Below are 15607 nucleotides of genomic sequence, written 5' to 3'. Positions count from 1 at the left end.
TTCGGCGGCTGCGTCACTGGCGGCGCCCACTCAAGACACGGGCAAGGATGTTAAGCGCAAGGATGGCAACGGTGATAATCAGCGCGCCGGCCCAGGCAAGTTGTTTGAGATCCTCACCGGCATCGGCGGCGAGCGTATTGATCGCAACCGGCAGCGTGGCGATCGGACCAGTCAGGTCTGTATTCATGAATTTGCTGTAACCGGCCGTAAAGAGCAAGGGCGCGGTTTCGCCGCTGATGCGGGCGACGGCCAGCAGGATGCCGGTGAGGATGCCGGTCCAGGCGGAACGGTAAACCACCATCATCATGGATTTCCAGCGTGGCGCGCCGAGCGCTGCGGTCGCCTCACGAAGCGCGTTTGGCACCAGCAACAGCATGTCCTGCGTCGTGCGGTTGACGACCGGAAGCGCGATCAGCGCCAGCGCAAGGATGCCGGCGATAGCGGAGTTGCCATGCATGGGCACGACCACCGCGCCGTAGACGAACACGCCGATGATGATCGAGGGTGCGGACAGCAAGATGTCGTTGAGGAACTTGGCAGCCTCGGCAAGTTTGCTGCCGTTGGCATATTCCACAAGATAGGTGGCGGCAAGAATACCGATCGGCGCGGCGATCACGATCGCGAGACCCGTGACCAGCACGGTGCCGTAGATCGCGTTGATCAGACCGCCGCGCGAGCCCTGGGCCGGGATCGACATGGTGAACACGTCGAGGCTGAGCGCCGATATGCCGCGATAAAGCAGGGTCGCAAGGATCACGCTGAGAAAGAAGATGCCGAGGACGGCCGCGATGAAGCACAAGACCATCATCACCCGGTTCTTCCCATAACGCCTCGACACGAGGTTCTGACGAATTGCATTGTCCATGGTTTTTTCCTCAGTGCGAGTCGCCGCGGCCGATCATCCACCTCGCCAGCGCAAGCACGCAGAAGGAAAGGACGAACAGGAGCAGGCCGAGCGCAATCAGGCTCGACAATTGCAGACCGTCGGCATCGCCGAAATTGTTCGCGATCTGGGCGGAAATGGTGGTGGACGGCGAGATGATCGACGATTGCAGACGGCTCACCGAGCCAATAACGAAGGTGACGGCCATGGTTTCGCCGAGCGCGCGGCCGAGGCCGAGCATGATGCCGCCGACGAGGCCGCGGCGTGTATAGGGAATCAGGATGTGGCGAGCCACTTCCCATGTGGTCATGCCCATGCCGTAGGCGGATTCGCGCAGCATCGGCGGCACTGTGCTGAACACGTCGCGGGAGATCGCGGTGATGAACGGCAGGATCATGACGGCGAGCACGAGGCTTGCCGTCAGCAGGCCGACGCCCGGCGCCGGCGGCTGGAACAGCAGGCCGATCACCGGCACCTGGCCGACAGTCGCCATCAGGAAAGGCAGGACATTGTTCTGCATCAGCGGCACGAGAATGAACAGGCCGACGATGCCATAGATGATGGAGGGAACGCCCGCCAGAAGCTCGATGGCCGTGCTGATCGGACGGCGCAGGCTGCCGGGGCAAAGTTCCGTGAGGAAGATGGCGATGCCGATGCCCAGGGGAATGGCAATCAACATGGCGATGAACGAACTTACGAGTGTGCCGACCACCGCAGGGACGGCGCCATAAATATCGGCCGGCGCGCTCCACTTGGTGCCCCAAAGGAACGACAAGCCAAAGGTCTGAAATGTGGGTAAGGCATCGATGACAAGAACCACGAGGATTGCCAGCAGCAGAAGCACGACAAGAATAGCCGAGCCAAGCGTCATCAAATAGAAAATCCGATCCTGTATCCGGAATTTTCTGGTCGCGGCGGAGGTATTCACAGCCTGGAAGCCAGCCATCTGAGTCGCGTCAGCCATCGATTTCCCCTTGTCCTGTCACGAAAGGCGGACAGGGAAATACCCTGTCCGCCGCAACTTTTTCGCCTAGCACAAATTACTTCGTGCCGAAGTCCGTCTTCCAAGACTTCTCGACGATCTCGACAACATTGTCCGGAACCGCAAGATAAGACAGCGCGGTCGCGTCCTTCTGGCCATGCTCATAGGACCACTTGAAGAACTTCAGTGCTTCTTCGTTCTTAGCAGCATCAGCCGGCTTCTTGTAGAGCAGAACCCAGGTGGAAGCTGCAATCGGCCAGCTCTTTTCGCCCGGCTGATTGGTGATGATCAGGTTGAAGTTCTTGGCCTTGGCCCAATCGGCGTTGGAGGCGGCAGCCTTGAAGGTTTCCAGGCTCGGCTCGATAACCTTGCCGGCAGCATTCTTCATCTTCGCAAAGCCGATGTGGTTGGCGACGACGTAGGAATATTCAACGTAGGAGATCGAGCCAGCCGTCTGGTTGACGGTGGTGGAAACGCCTTCCGAGCCCTTGGCGCCGAAGCCGACCGGCCATTCAACAGCCGTGTTCGAGCCAACCTTTTCCTTCCACTCCGGCGAAACCTTCGCCAGGTAGTCGGTGAAGTTGAAGGTCGTGCCCGAGCTGTCGGCGCGGTAAACGACCGAGATCGCCGTGGACGGCAGCTTCACGTCCGGATTGAGAGCCTTGATGGCTGCATCGTCCCACTTGGCGATCTTGCCGAGGAAGATGTCGGCCAGCGTCTTGCCGTCAAGAACGAGTTCGCCCGGCTTTACGCCTTCGACGTTATAGGAAACGACGATACCGCCGGAGATCATCGGGAACTGGGCAATGCCGTTCTTCTCGAGGTCGGCGTCGCTCATCGGCTTGTCCGAAGCGCCGAATACGATGGTCTTGTCGAGGAGCTGCTTGATGCCGGCGCCCGAACCGACCGACTGGTAATTGACGACGTTGTTCGTCGCAGCCTTGTAGCCTTCGGCCCACTTGGACAGAACCGGTGCAATGAAGCTCGAGCCAGCGCCCGTGATGTCGGCAGCGGAGGCCGAAGCGGACATAGCCGCGATGAGGCCTGCAGTCAGGCAAAGCGAACGGAGTTTCAGGTTAAGCATAGTAGACTCACTTCCTCAAGTGAATGAAAGGATGGCGAGCAGAAGATCGACGTGAGGTTGCCCATGGTAAACGAACCTCCCCGCCCGAAGTCTCCCGGCGACAGACTTGGCTCTAAAGACGCATTGTTTCAGTTTGATGACAGTTTAATGAAGCGGTAGTGACACAACCTGCGGCAATCATCGCCGCCATTGCGGAACGGCGTCAAACGAGCTGCGCCAAAGAGCGCACGAACGTGAACTTCATGTCCTGATTCAAGAGCATCGTCAGAGACGGATCACGTAATCCTTGCGAGTCGTTTCAATAACTTCCCAGGTCCCCTTGAAGCCCGGCCTCAAGATAAGGCGGTCGCCTGCGCGCAGATGGAAGGTCTCGCCATCCTCACTCGTCACGATAGAATAGCCGGAGAGGATATGGAAATATTCCCATTCGTCATAGACGATCCTCCATTTGCCTGGGGTTGCTTCCCAGATACCGGCATAGAGGCCGCCATCAGCCTCATCGAGGCTCCAGGTTCGGAAGGTCGGGGCTCCCGAAATGAGGCGATCGGCGGCGGGCGCTCCGAGCTCGGGCTCAACGTCATCGACATTCAGTTGCACATAGCCTGCCACTCAGATCCCCCGTCGGTCACGTTTCGCCACATTAAAAAATGTCCGCGGTGGCCACCATGCTGGTGGGCGCGGACCGAGACAAACATGAAATTCGCCGGGATCAAAGAACCCCTGCGGCTTTTTCGGCTTCCTGCCGGTGCCGTCCTCAGACTTTCGCCAGCGCCTGCTCCAGATCGGCGATGATATCCTTGACGTCCTCGATACCGACGGAGAGGCGCACCACATCCGGGCCGGCGCCGGCTGCGACCTTCTGTTCGTCGCTCAGCTGCTTGTGCGTGGTCGAAGCAGGATGGATGACGAGCGAGCGCGTGTCGCCGATATTGGCAAGATGCGAGAACAGCTGCAGGCCTTCGACCAGCCCCTTGCCGGCTTCATATCCCCCCTTCAGACCAAAGGTGAAGACGGAGCCTGCGCCCTTCGGCGAGTAGCGCTGCTGCAGCGCGTGGTTGGGATCGTCCTCAAGGCCGGCATAATTGACCCATGCCACCTTCTCCTGCCCCTTCAGCCAGCGCGCAACGGCAGCCGCATTGTCGGAATGGCGCTGCATCCGCAGCGGAAGCGTTTCGATGCCCGTCAGGATCAGAAAGGCATTGAACGGCGAGATGGCCGGTCCGAGATCGCGCAGGCCCAGCACGCGGCACGCAATGGCGAAAGCGAAATTGCCGAAGGTCGCATGCAGCACGATGCCGTTATATTCCGGACGCGGTGAAGACAGCATTGGATAATTACCCGAGGCGGACCAGTCGAAAGTGCCGCCATCGACGATGATGCCGCCCATGGAATTGCCATGGCCGCCGAGGAACTTCGTTAGGGAATGCACGACGATATCGGCACCATGCTCCAGCGGTCGGATGAGATAGGGGCTCGCCAGGGTATTGTCGACGATCAGCGGCAGGCCATGCTTGTGCGCGATGGCGGCGATGGCGGCGATATCGACAAAGGTGCCGCCGGGATTGGCAAGGCTTTCGATAAAGACGGCGCGGGTGCGACTGTCGATTTGCGCTTCGAAGGTCACAGGATCCGCGGAATCGGCCCAGCGGACCCGCCAATCGAAACTCTTGAAGGATTGCCCGAACTGATTGACCGAGCCTCCATAAAGCCGTTTGGCCGCGACGAAATTGTCACCCGGCTGCATGATTGCATGGAAGATGAGGAGCTGCGCTGCATGACCGGAGGCGACGGCCAGAGCCGCAGTGCCACCTTCGAGGGCAGCCACCCGCTCCTCCAGCACGGCCTGGGTCGGGTTCATGATGCGGGTATAGATATTGCCGAACTGCTGCAATCCGAACAGAGCGGCTGCATGATCCGCGTCCTGAAAGACGAAGGATGTCGTCTGGTAGATCGGCGTCGCGCGCGCGCCTGTCGCCGGATCCGGCTGCGCGCCGGCATGGATTGCAAGCGTGTCGAAACCTGGGTTGCTTGCTGGCATATCTTTCCTCCCGCCGGATTTTGTTCGTAACGGGAAAAGCATAACGCCTGGCATACGAAAGTTAACCGCGAACTTTGCGGTGCTTTTCGGCTCGCGGAAAAAACTTGCCATCTTTCGGTGAGATCGCGCGATAAACGGTCGGATGCCGTCGATCCCCTGTGATCTCGATCAGGCGACCAGGCGCGGATATTCGATGGCCGGGCAACGATCCATCACGACCCTTACGCCCGCCGCCTCCGCTCGTGCCGCGGCGGCGTCGTCACGCACGCCGAGTTGCCCCCAGATGACCGGCGGCCGCGGCTCGATCATGATCGTCTCCTCTACGACCGATCGGAGATATTCGGGCGCCCGAAAAACATCGACCATATCCACGGGCTCGGGGATATCGGCGAGACGCGCATAGACCCATTGCCCCAGAATTTCCTTGCCGGCCTGTCCGGGATTGATGGGGATGACCCGATAGCCCCTGTTCAGAAGATAGGCCATCACACCGTTGCTCGGGCGCGCGGGATTGGGCGAAGCGCCGACGAGCGCGATGGTCCTCACCGACAAAAGGATATCGGCTATATAGGAATCGTCATAACTGTCGTGGTTCATCACGAAGCCTCCCGCTCCGATCACACTTGCGTTTTGCCATAAATACGGAAACCGCAATGGCGGTCTCTGCGTATAGTATATTATAGCAACTTCAGGGAGGATTACTCAGATGAAAAAAATCATCTTGCTGGGCCTGCTCGTTACGTCGGTCGCAACGCCAGCCCTGGCTATCTCGCGCTACAATTCCATGTCCATGACCTGCGCCGAAGCGAGGGCTGTCATCAACCGGGAGCGCGCGGTCATTATGCGCTATCCTGCCAAGAGAACGCCGAAGATGACGCTCTATGATCGCTATGTCGCCGACAGCGGAGCGTGCGACCAGGGCTTTTATGCCTATCAGGACTATCTGCCCACCAAAGATCGAGCCTCGTGCCCGGTTTATATATGCCGGCCGACGACCGATCTGGATGACGACGATTTGATCTTCCGGCGCTGATCGAAGTACGCCCGAACGGGATGTGGTGGACGGATTCATGCGTTCGTCGCGATGAGCATCGATCACAATCCATGATTGCAATCAGCATTGTGCGCTTTCGGCACTATAGGCACCCTCATATTTTCTGTGAGGCTGTCCGGAGGTCATTCTTCAAAGCGCTTTTAGTCACTTTTGTGCGCCCGGAAAGTTGCGTTCTCAGGAAATGCAATCTTTGTTCTCTATTTATTCACATGTAATTTAGAAAATACGCATGAATAATGAATTCACATCAGAACCAATTGAGAACATGGAACATCTCCCTGCTTCATAAGTTCTCCACAGAATATTTTTCGAACTCGCGCAATGATATATGTAGAAAATTGCCCGCTTCTCGATCCTATACTTGGATATAGATGATTTTTATCGGCTCTGATTGGCGGCGGAAGCTGTTAACTGTAATATTTTTCAACTGCTGTAGAATTATCCATTCTCCCCCAGGGAAATTTTTGGTTGTATTGACAACAAAACAACAATTTTATGGCGAACGCCCTTGTTGCTGACGATAAGTAGCGGCGCGACCGCCCGACGCGCGCTGTCGTTTTTAAGTAAGAAGTGTCTAATGCTACTCCCGCGTTCACAGGACATGCGATATTTGTTCGCGCTTCATACTCTAATAAATTAGTTATTTATAATATCAACGCGAACGATAAAGAACACAACGAGAACGCGACTCTCGGTGCCGGCTATCGATCACCGCGGGTGGAAGAAGCCTTCAAAGTTGCCGATATTTCGTTGCTTTTCGATGTATTGCGGATCATATGGAGGCCGCATTCCCACAAAATGCCAAGCGCTGCCATGCGCCTGCCAAATCGCGAGGTTTCCCGTGTCTCTCGACGTTATCGCGCTCGTCCTTTTCGGCGCCCTGCTGCATGCGACCTGGAACGCGATCATCAAGGCGGGAACCGATAAATCGCTCGATGCGGCACTGGTCTCGGCAGGCGGCGCGGCTGCGGCCCTTCCCCTGTTGCCATTTCTGCCTTTGCCGGCCTCCGCCGCCTGGCCTTTCATCGGCGCTTCGGCCATCCTGCAATTTGCCTATTTCCAGCTTGTGGCGGCAGCCTATCGTGCCGGCGATATCGGGCTTGTCTATCCGCTGATGCGCGGTGTAGCACCCCTCATCATCGTCTCGACAAGCAGTTTCATCCTGAGGGAAACTCTTTCGGGCGGCGCATTGATCGGAACCATGACCATCTGCGCCGGCATATTGACGCTTGCCTTCGAGGCCCGAAAGGGCAGCCGCCGGGCGATCGTCCTGGCCCTTGCCAATGCCGTTGTTATCGCGACCTACACCTATGTCGACGGCATCGGTGCGCGGGCGTCGGGCAATTCGGTATCCTATACTCTATGGATGGCGCTCCTGCCGCCCATCCTCCTATTCGCCTGGGCTATATCGCAACGCGGCCTCAATGCCGTCGTCGCCCACGTCCGCTATAATTGGTGGCGCGGGCTTATTGGCGGAGGCGGCTCGATCGCTTCCTACGGGTTGGCATTGTGGGCGATGACGAAGGCGCCGGTCGCCATGGTCGCCGCCTTGCGCGAGACCTCGATCCTCTTCGCTTTGGTGATATCCGTCGTCATTTTGAAGGAACGATCCAGCATCTGGCGCTATATTGCCGGCGCCATTATTGCTGGCGGAGTGCTGGTTTTGCGGCTGGGCTGACGATAAATTATGTGGTTCCACTTTACCACATAAGCAACATATTGATTTTACTTCATAATTTTTACGGACCGCCAATCGGGCGATATTGACCCTGGCTCTTAATCGATCTATAAGCCTCCTCGGATCGCAGCCTTTCCGGGCTGCTTTCTTTTTGGCGTGCATCCATGCGTGCCAAATCAAGCAACAAGAAACGCCCAGACGCCTTCGGGCCAAGGGTCCTAAAAGAGAGTATGCAACATGGCAACCTTCTCCCAGAAGCCTGCAGAGGTGGAGAAGAAGTGGGTTCTCATCGACGCCGAAGGGCTTGTCGTTGGCCGTCTCGCTTCTATCATCGCAATGCGTCTGCGCGGCAAGCATAAGGCTACCTTCACGCCGCACGTCGACGACGGCGACAACGTCATCGTCATCAATGCCGACAAGGTCGTCTTCACCGGCAAGAAGTACGAAGACAAGGTTTACTACTGGCACACCGGTTATGCCGGCGGCATCAAGGAGCGTACGGCTCGCCAGATCATCGAAGGTCGCTTCCCGGAGCGCGTCGTTGAGAAGGCCGTCGAGCGCATGGTTCCCCGCGGCCCGCTCGGCCGTCGCCAGATGAAGAACCTGCGCGTCTACGCCGGCTCCAACCATCCCCACGAAGCTCAGCAGCCAGTCGTCCTCGACGTCGCCAAGCTGAACAAGAAGAACGTAAGGAGCGCCTGATAATGGCTGACCTCTCCTCCCTGAAGGACCTCGGCACGACTTCGGAAGCAGCTGCTGCTCCGGCTCACGTCCGCAAGGTTGACTCGCTCGGCCGCTCCTACGCGACCGGCAAGCGCAAGGACGCCGTCGCCCGCGTTTGGGTCAAGGCCGGCTCTGGCAAGATCATCGTCAACGGCAAGGACTACACGGCTTACTTCGCCCGTCCGGTGCTGCAGATGATCCTGCGTCAGCCGATCGTCGCTGCTGCCCGTGACGGCCAGTTCGACATCATCGCAACCGTCGCCGGCGGCGGTCTTTCCGGCCAGGCCGGTGCCGTTCGTCACGGTCTTTCCAAGGCAATCACCTACTTCGAGCCGGGCCTGCGCTCGGTGCTGAAGAAGGGTGGCTTCCTGACCCGCGACAGCCGCGTTGTCGAACGTAAGAAGTACGGCCGTGCAAAGGCACGTCGTTCCTTCCAGTTCTCCAAGCGTTAATCGCTTATCCGAGATCGGATTATCGGAAAGGCCGGGGTTTCCCCGGCCTTTTTCTTATATCCATAAATAAACCTCCACCTACGGTGGAGGACTGGACGAGTTCTACACGGTAGTTAAGAGACCTCCTGCTTGAACCGCTGGCGTGGCCCAGACTTCGAACAAGGAGGTTATATGGATGAGCAAACGCTCTCGCATGCGACGTGGGACTGCAAGTATCACGTTGTTTTTGGCAGCAAATACCGCACGAAGAGACTCTACGGGGACGTGCGGCGTGAGTTGGGAGAACTCTTACGTCGGCTGGCACAGCAGAAAGGCTGCCAGATCGAGGAGGGTCATCTGATGCCCGACCATGTGCATATGTTGATATCGATCCCGCCGAAATACTCGGTTTCGCATATTGTCGGCTTCTTGAAGGGTAAGACGGCCCTTTACGTAGCGAACAAATATGCGCGCAAGCGCCGCTACAAAGGTTATCACTTTTGGGCGCGCGGGTATTTCGTATCGACGACGGGCTACAATGAGCAGGTCGTCAGACAATATATCCGTCATCAGGAAAAGGCCGACAAAGCTTCCGACTTTGCCGACCTCTTCAATCGTAGCTACTAAGCGCTAACAATACCGCTTCTAGCGGTTCAAGCGCAGCGTTTCAAACCTCCACCTCTGGTGGAGGTCATGACTTTTGCTGCATTGAAATGGTGCAGATTTGCCAAGGCAGGGAATGCTTTTTATGGCAAAGTCCCCCTACAGGCATCGGGGGAATTCAATGCGCAGCCTCATCTTTTCGCTTCCATTCTTGATCGGCCTAGCATCACCGGCTCTATGCGACGATGCCCAGCCAACTCCCCCAGCCGACAAGGTCGTGGACATGCAAAGCATGAAGGATTTTCTCCAGGCAAACGCGGACTGTCGCGAGTTCAACGACAGCTGCTCCTATTGTGTCGTGACCGATGGACAGGCAAATTGCTCGACGCCGCAGATCGCCTGCGTGAAAAAGGCGTATCAATGCACCGCTCGATCGGGCAAATAGTCGTCGGATCTTAGTTTACGATTCCAGCCCGAATTTCGAGATTTGACCGCTCTCCGGAGAAACACCATGAGCAAGAGTACTTCATCGCGTTTCGCCGCCACTCCCGAGCCGCCCTATTACATCGTCACATTCGCGTCGCTCCGCACCGAAGGCGACAACGGCTATGGTTCTATGGGCGACCGCATGGAAGAACTGGCAAAGGCACAGGACGGCTTTCTTGGGATTGAGAGTGTCAGGGAGCCTGGCGGCTTCGGCATCACCAACTCCTTCTGGCGTGACGAGGAAAGCATCCTCGCGTGGAAGAATGTCGTGTCGCATCTGGCCGCGCAGAAACTCGGCCGCGAGCGCTGGTACGAAGAATACAAGGTGCGCGTAGGCAGGATAGAACGGGCCTACAACTTTCATGCAAGTAAAGGAGAGGCCCTTGCCGAGCACATCGATTGACCATGCCTTCACCGCGGCAAGTCTGACCTCGGCTGCCAGCGATCCGACCTTTGCCGGCGCGCTCTCCTTCATGCGCCGCCGCTTCACCAAATCGCTCGAAGGCGCCGACGCCGTGGTCTGGGGCATCCCCTTCGATGCCGCCACCTCGAACCGGCCGGGAACGCGCTTCGGGCCGCAGGCGATCAGGCGTGCCTCGGCGATCTTCGACAACGATCCGCAATATCCATTCAACCGCGATCTCTTCGCCGAGATGGCCGTCATCGATTATGGCGACTGTCTGCTCGATTACGGCAATCATCAGGATACGCCCGCGGCAATCGAAAGACAGGCGGCGACGATCCTCGAGAGCGGTGCCTTCCTGCTGACGCTCGGCGGCGATCATTTCGTCACATGGCCGCTGTTGAAGGCGCATGCCGCCAAGCACGGGCCGCTTGCACTGGTGCAGTTCGATGCTCATCAGGATACCTGGTACGACGACGGCAGGCGTATCGACCACGGATCCTTCGTCGCACGCGCCGTACGCGACGGGCTGATCGATCCCGACCGCTCCATCCAGATCGGCATCCGCACGCATGCGCCCGACGATTTTGGTATCCAGATCCTCTATGGCCATCAGGTCGAGGACATGAGCGCCGGCGACATCGCTTCGACGATCATCTCGCATACCAAAGGCGCGCCGACTTACCTGACCTTCGATATAGATTGCCTCGATCCGGCGTTTGCTCCGGGCACGGGAACGCCGGTCGCCGGAGGCCCTTCCAGCGCCAAGATCCTGTCGGTGCTGCAGCGGCTGCATCAGCTGGATATCCGGGGTGCCGACGTCGTGGAAGTCTCCCCCGCCTACGACCACGCCGACATCACCGCCATTGCGGGGGCGACCGTGGCGATGTATATGCTCGGTCTCCACGCCGAACGACGTGCGAGCGGTCGCTGAGACATGATTTCAGGTAGGGGTGACGGTTTTCGAAAATCACCCTGTCGCTTCGGCAAAGACCGTTATGAAATTGAATCAACTGTATAGAAAACTGAGTCCGGAAACACTCTCAACCTATTGAAAGAGCAGGAATAAGATGGCACCGAAGATCTTCATTGATGGCGAACACGGAACCACGGGCTTGCAGATCCGCACGCGCATGGCCGACCGCCGCGATGTCGAGCTGCTGTCCATTCCCGAAGCCGAACGCCGCAATGCCGCCATGCGCGAGGACATGCTGAATAGCGCCGATATTGCCATCCTCTGCCTGCCCGACGATGCGTCGAAGGAAGCGGTGAATATGGTGGCGGGCAACAACAATGTCCGCGTCATCGACACCTCGACGGCCTTCCGCATCCATCCAGACTGGGCCTATGGCTTTGCCGAGATGGACGGCAACCAGGGCAACAAGATCAAGGCGGCGCGTTTCGTCGCCAATCCCGGCTGCTATCCGACGGGTGCGATCGGCGTCATCCGACCGCTGCGCGCCGCCGGCATCCTTCCGACGGACTATCCCGTGACGGTGAATGCAGTGTCCGGCTACACCGGCGGAGGCAAGCAGATGATCGCCCAGATGGAAAATTCCGATCATCCCGATGCGATCACCGCGCCGCATTTCCTCTACGGCCTGCCGCTGACCCACAAGCATGTGCCCGAGATGACGACCCACGGCCTGCTGGAGCGAGCGCCGATCTTCTCGCCCTCCGTCGGCCGCTTCCCTCAGGGCATGATCGTGCAGGTGCCGCTGCATCTCGGCGATCTTGCGGAAGGCGCGACGCTGGAAAGCATTCATGCAGCACTCGTCGAGCATTACGCCGGTCAGGATATCGTTCAGGTCGTTTCGCTCGATGAGAGCCGCGCCCTGCCCCGCATCAACGCCGTCGAGCTCGCCGGCAAGGACACGATGAAGCTCTTCGTCTTCGGCACGCCGGGTGGAGCGCAGGTCAATCTCGTTGCCCTGCTCGACAATCTCGGCAAGGGCGCATCGGGTGCAGCCGTACAGAACATGGATCTGATGCTGAGCGCGTAGCTCAGTCCAACGCGGATTGAAATTCGATAGGCCCGGCCTGTTTATTCAGGCCGGGCCTTTTCACGTCAAATGCAGTTTTGCGCAATTTAAGCTCCGCTGTCGTACTCGGCCTTATTTTTGCCGTTGCCCTAAATTAGCGGAACCTACACGGAAAAGTGAACAACCGTTGAGCTTGCGACCAATTGTCGGCCGGATTTGCTCTTTAACGGCTTTGCTTGCCCGAATAGGCGGGACGTTAAAAACTTTCCCTTTTTTCAATGAATATCCAAGAATGAGCCATCGTAAAGGAATTGGTTACCATAATTCGGCATGCTTCCAGACAGCCGGCAAGTTGGCGACCGAACGCGATTTTCGCGTTAGGGCACGTGTGCGTTCTTGAACCGGTTCAGTGTCTGTGTAGTTTGGATAACGAGTATCATGGCGTTCGTGACCGAAACGTTCGGTAACTTCAATTCGCGCTCCGGCTACGCCTCGCGATCGAAAAAATCCCTCAGCATCCGTCCCGGCACTCTGGCCACCGGCGTCGCAGTCGCGGCGTTTGCCTGGGTCACTGCGACGCTGATGACGACGCAATCGATGGTGCTGTCGCTTCCCGGCGCGGCGACATCGACCGACAGCTTCCTGGCGCCGCGAGCATCGGCCTTCATCGTTCCGCAGAGCCACGTGGCCCACCCTGCCCGCTACGCGAGCCAAACCACTTCGCTGCACGGGCAAAGCCGCTTCGGCAACGTCGCGGCTGCAGAGGTTCAAACGAAAGCTGGCAGGACGGATGCGGTTCGTGCGCAACTCGCATACGCACTCGCACAGCAGACGTCGGATATGAAGCAGGCTCAGATTGCGGCCGCAAGCATCAAGAGCGGCCGTCTCGAAGTAGCCGCGGCTTCGCCTGAGACGATTGACCATCTGCGCAAGGTGATCGCGATCAATTTCGCAACCGCAGTGCAATCGCTGAGTCAGGCAAAATATGCAGCCGCCCTGATGCCGGCCGCAGGCCCGCTGAAAACCACGGAGGAGCCGGTGGCGGTTGCTTCCGCGGCTCCTGAGGCCAGCCTGCCCGCCATAGCGGAAGCAAAGCCGGTGCCTGCGAAAGACGCCGACATTGCGGTGGCGGAAGCCGTGCTGAACGTCATTCCCATGACGCGTCCTGCCCGCGAAACGCCCGTGCAACGCGCCAGCGCCACAAGCGCCATCGCCAGGGCAACGGACAACGAAACAACCACGCAACCGCCATCGCGCATGATGGCCTATGCCGATCCGGATGACAGCTCGGTTCGCAAGACGAAGCCCTTCATTAATCCGTTTGCCGCCATCAGCCCCGGACCAGGCACGGCGATCTACGATATCGAGGCGAAGACAGTTTACCTGCCGAGCGGCGAGCGTCTCGAAGCCCATTCCGGCCTCGGCCACATGCGTGACAATCCCCGCTATGTCGATCGCAAAAACACCGGCCCGACGCCGCCGGAAACTTATAACCTGACCTACCGGGAAAGCCTGTTTCACGGCGTGCAGGCGCTGCGCCTGACACCCTCAGGCGGCGCTCGCGTTTACGGCCGCGACGGCCTGCTGGCTCACACATACATGCTCAGAGGCGGCCGTGCCGAATCGAACGGCTGCGTAGTCTTCAAGGATTACAATCGCTTCCTCGCCGCCTTCCGGCGTGGGGAAATCAAGCGGCTGAAAGTCGTCTCGCGGATGTCTTCGGCAGCAAGTGTCGCTTCCGCACGCTAAAGGGATTTGAGGCGCACAGCGCCTCAATCTCTCACGACGATCGACGTCTGGCGCGGCAATTCACCATAGAAACCGCGCCAATTGGCAATCGCGAAGCCGAAGACGATCAGGGCGCCGGCCTGATGCGCCAGGGCCAAATCCAGCGGCACATGCAGCAGCAGCGTCGAAATGCCGAGGATCGCCTGGATCAGCACAAGCACGAAGAGAACGACGGACCGGCGCGCATGTGTCGTTTGCGCCGCGGCGCGCAGCGAGATGATCATATTGATGGCGACGATGGCGAAGAGCGCATAGGCACCGAGACGATGGACGAACTGGACGGTCTTGGGGTTCTCGAAGAAATTGATCCAGCCCGGCGACTGTATGAAGAGATCGCTGGGCACGACGGCTCCATCCATCAGCGGCCAGGTATTGTAGCTGAGGCCTGCATCGAGACCGGCGACGAGCGCGCCAAGATAGATCTGAAACAAGGCCATGAAGGCGATCAAACCGGCGAGCTTTGCCGAATGGCGAGTTGGCGGCGGCTCGTTCGAATGCGGCGACAGGGCGCGCATGAACCACATGCAGGCGGCAAAGATCAGACAGGCGGTGACGAGATGGGTGGCAAGCCGGTACTGGCTGACGTCGGTGCGTGCTTCCAGCCCCGAGGAGACCATCCACCAGCCGATCGCACCTTGAAGGCCACCGAGCACGAAAATGCCGGCAAGCGGCAGCCAGAGCTTGCGCTCAACGCGGCCGGTCAGGACGAAGAACAGCAGCGGCAGGCCGAAAATGACGCCGATGGTGCGCGCCAGCAGGCGATGCGCCCACTCCCACCAAAAGATGCTCTTGAACTCCTCGACCGTCATATCCTTGTTCAGGATCTGGAATTGCGGGATGCGCTTATAGAGATCGAATTCCTCCTGCCATTCCTGCGCATTCAGCGGCGGGATAACACCGTGGATCGGCTGCCATTGCGTGATCGACAGGCCGGAATTGGTGAGGCGCGTCGCACCACCCACCAGCACGAGAGCGAAGAGAACCAGAAGCACGCAGGCGAGCCAGATGCGGATGGCGCGGCGATTGCGGTCCTGACGGGCCACTTCCTTCAAAATTGCCTGTTCGGTCGTGAAATTAGTGGCAGCCATGGCTTCTCCCTTCGATCAGGCTGTTGATTTGCCCGATAGGGGCGTGCAAAACAAGTCCCGGGAGTTTGCGGCATGCCGTCGCGGCATGCTGTCATAATGAGGAGAAAACCCCGTGCCCCTTCGCCTGCGCAAATTCATTGGCATGATCCTGCTCGTGCTGCTGGTTGCAATCTATGCGATCGTCGCCATGATCGTTGCAGTGCGAACGCTTGCAGATCAACCCGGCTGGGTACATTTCCTGTATTTCTTTCTCAGCGGCATCATCTGGGTGCTGCCGGCAATGGGCATCATCAAGTGGATGGCCGGGCCGCGCCCGCAATGACGCATCTCCCGGCCCGATTTACACAAGGCTAACCCTGATCCGCGCCTTATCCGGCGTGACTG

Annotated in this window: 18 protein-coding genes; 11 read left to right on the top strand and 7 right to left on the bottom strand. The window is 58.6% G+C overall.

The window, feature by feature from the left end; translation table 11 throughout:
* Positions 1 to 13: 13 nt before the first annotated feature.
* From pstA to RTCIAT899_RS06640, 6 genes are all read right to left on the bottom strand, one after another.
* Positions 14 to 865: a phosphate ABC transporter permease PstA gene (gene pstA / locus RTCIAT899_RS06665; RefSeq protein ID WP_015339474.1), complete on the bottom strand. Its 852-nt coding sequence runs from the start codon at positions 863 to 865 to the stop codon at positions 14 to 16.
* 10 nt (positions 866 to 875) lie between these two features.
* Complete coding sequence (gene pstC, locus RTCIAT899_RS06660) at positions 876 to 1847, bottom strand: phosphate ABC transporter permease subunit PstC (RefSeq protein ID WP_041677344.1); 972 nt, start codon at positions 1845 to 1847, stop codon at positions 876 to 878.
* Positions 1848 to 1923: 76 nt separating this feature from the next.
* Complete coding sequence (pstS, locus tag RTCIAT899_RS06655; RefSeq protein ID WP_015339472.1) at positions 1924 to 2949, bottom strand: phosphate ABC transporter substrate-binding protein PstS; 1026 nt, start codon at positions 2947 to 2949, stop codon at positions 1924 to 1926.
* 264 nt (positions 2950 to 3213) lie between these two features.
* On the bottom strand, positions 3214 to 3558 hold the full coding sequence (locus tag RTCIAT899_RS06650; RefSeq protein WP_015339471.1) for a cupin domain-containing protein: 345 nt from the start codon (positions 3556 to 3558) through the stop codon (positions 3214 to 3216).
* Positions 3559 to 3703: 145 nt separating this feature from the next.
* Positions 3704 to 4987, bottom strand: coding sequence for an O-acetylhomoserine aminocarboxypropyltransferase (locus RTCIAT899_RS06645; protein ID WP_015339470.1), 1284 nt, complete (start codon positions 4985 to 4987; stop codon positions 3704 to 3706).
* 168 nt (positions 4988 to 5155) lie between these two features.
* On the bottom strand, positions 5156 to 5584 hold the full coding sequence (locus tag RTCIAT899_RS06640; protein WP_015339469.1) for a CoA-binding protein: 429 nt from the start codon (positions 5582 to 5584) through the stop codon (positions 5156 to 5158).
* A 109-nt stretch (positions 5585 to 5693) separates the two neighbouring features.
* Between RTCIAT899_RS06640 and RTCIAT899_RS06635 the strand changes: the two genes are divergently transcribed.
* From RTCIAT899_RS06635 to RTCIAT899_RS06590, 10 genes are all read left to right on the top strand, one after another.
* Positions 5694 to 6020 carry a hypothetical protein gene (locus RTCIAT899_RS06635; RefSeq protein WP_015339468.1) on the top strand — a complete coding sequence of 109 codons (327 nt, stop codon included), beginning with the start codon at positions 5694 to 5696 and terminating at the stop codon, positions 6018 to 6020.
* 862 nt (positions 6021 to 6882) lie between these two features.
* The gene (locus tag RTCIAT899_RS06630) at positions 6883 to 7719 is read left to right on the top strand and encodes an EamA family transporter (protein ID WP_015339466.1); all 837 of its coding nucleotides are present in this window, start codon (positions 6883 to 6885) and stop codon (positions 7717 to 7719) included.
* A 237-nt stretch (positions 7720 to 7956) separates the two neighbouring features.
* Positions 7957 to 8421, top strand: a complete 465-nt coding sequence (gene rplM / locus RTCIAT899_RS06625) for a 50S ribosomal protein L13 (RefSeq protein ID WP_004122374.1) — start codon at positions 7957 to 7959, stop codon at positions 8419 to 8421.
* 2 nt (positions 8422 to 8423) lie between these two features.
* A complete protein-coding gene (gene rpsI, locus RTCIAT899_RS06620; RefSeq protein WP_015339465.1) occupies positions 8424 to 8894 on the top strand; it encodes a 30S ribosomal protein S9 in 471 nt (156 codons plus the stop codon).
* A gap of 171 nt (positions 8895 to 9065) precedes the next feature.
* The gene (tnpA, locus tag RTCIAT899_RS06615) at positions 9066 to 9500 is read left to right on the top strand and encodes an IS200/IS605 family transposase (RefSeq protein ID WP_015339464.1); all 435 of its coding nucleotides are present in this window, start codon (positions 9066 to 9068) and stop codon (positions 9498 to 9500) included.
* Between the two features lie 157 nt (positions 9501 to 9657).
* Complete coding sequence (locus tag RTCIAT899_RS06610; RefSeq protein ID WP_041677343.1) at positions 9658 to 9921, top strand: hypothetical protein; 264 nt, start codon at positions 9658 to 9660, stop codon at positions 9919 to 9921.
* Positions 9922 to 9987: 66 nt separating this feature from the next.
* A complete protein-coding gene (locus tag RTCIAT899_RS06605) occupies positions 9988 to 10365 on the top strand; it encodes an antibiotic biosynthesis monooxygenase family protein (protein WP_015339462.1) in 378 nt (125 codons plus the stop codon).
* On the top strand, positions 10346 to 11299 hold the full coding sequence (speB, locus tag RTCIAT899_RS06600; RefSeq protein ID WP_015339461.1) for an agmatinase: 954 nt from the start codon (positions 10346 to 10348) through the stop codon (positions 11297 to 11299). Before RTCIAT899_RS06605 ends, speB begins: the two co-directional genes overlap by 20 nt.
* 136 nt (positions 11300 to 11435) lie before the next feature.
* Positions 11436 to 12368, top strand: coding sequence for an N-acetyl-gamma-glutamyl-phosphate reductase (gene argC, locus RTCIAT899_RS06595; protein ID WP_015339460.1), 933 nt, complete (start codon positions 11436 to 11438; stop codon positions 12366 to 12368).
* Between the two features lie 417 nt (positions 12369 to 12785).
* The gene (locus tag RTCIAT899_RS06590) at positions 12786 to 14096 is read left to right on the top strand and encodes a tlde1 domain-containing protein (protein WP_015339459.1); all 1311 of its coding nucleotides are present in this window, start codon (positions 12786 to 12788) and stop codon (positions 14094 to 14096) included.
* A gap of 23 nt (positions 14097 to 14119) precedes the next feature.
* Here RTCIAT899_RS06590 and RTCIAT899_RS06585 read toward each other — a convergent pair whose 3' ends face one another.
* Complete coding sequence (locus RTCIAT899_RS06585; protein WP_015339458.1) at positions 14120 to 15223, bottom strand: COX15/CtaA family protein; 1104 nt, start codon at positions 15221 to 15223, stop codon at positions 14120 to 14122.
* Between the two features lie 112 nt (positions 15224 to 15335).
* Here RTCIAT899_RS06585 and RTCIAT899_RS06580 point away from each other — a divergent pair, with 112 nt between their 5' ends.
* Complete coding sequence (locus RTCIAT899_RS06580) at positions 15336 to 15545, top strand: DUF2842 domain-containing protein (RefSeq protein ID WP_015339457.1); 210 nt, start codon at positions 15336 to 15338, stop codon at positions 15543 to 15545.
* Positions 15546 to 15607 lie beyond the last annotated feature (62 nt).

This window comes from Rhizobium tropici CIAT 899 (assembly GCF_000330885.1).
Classification (GTDB): Bacteria; Pseudomonadota; Alphaproteobacteria; order Rhizobiales; family Rhizobiaceae; genus Rhizobium; species Rhizobium tropici.
The sequence above is the reverse complement of the archived record's forward strand: the minus strand, read 5'-3'. Positions and strand labels throughout refer to the sequence as shown.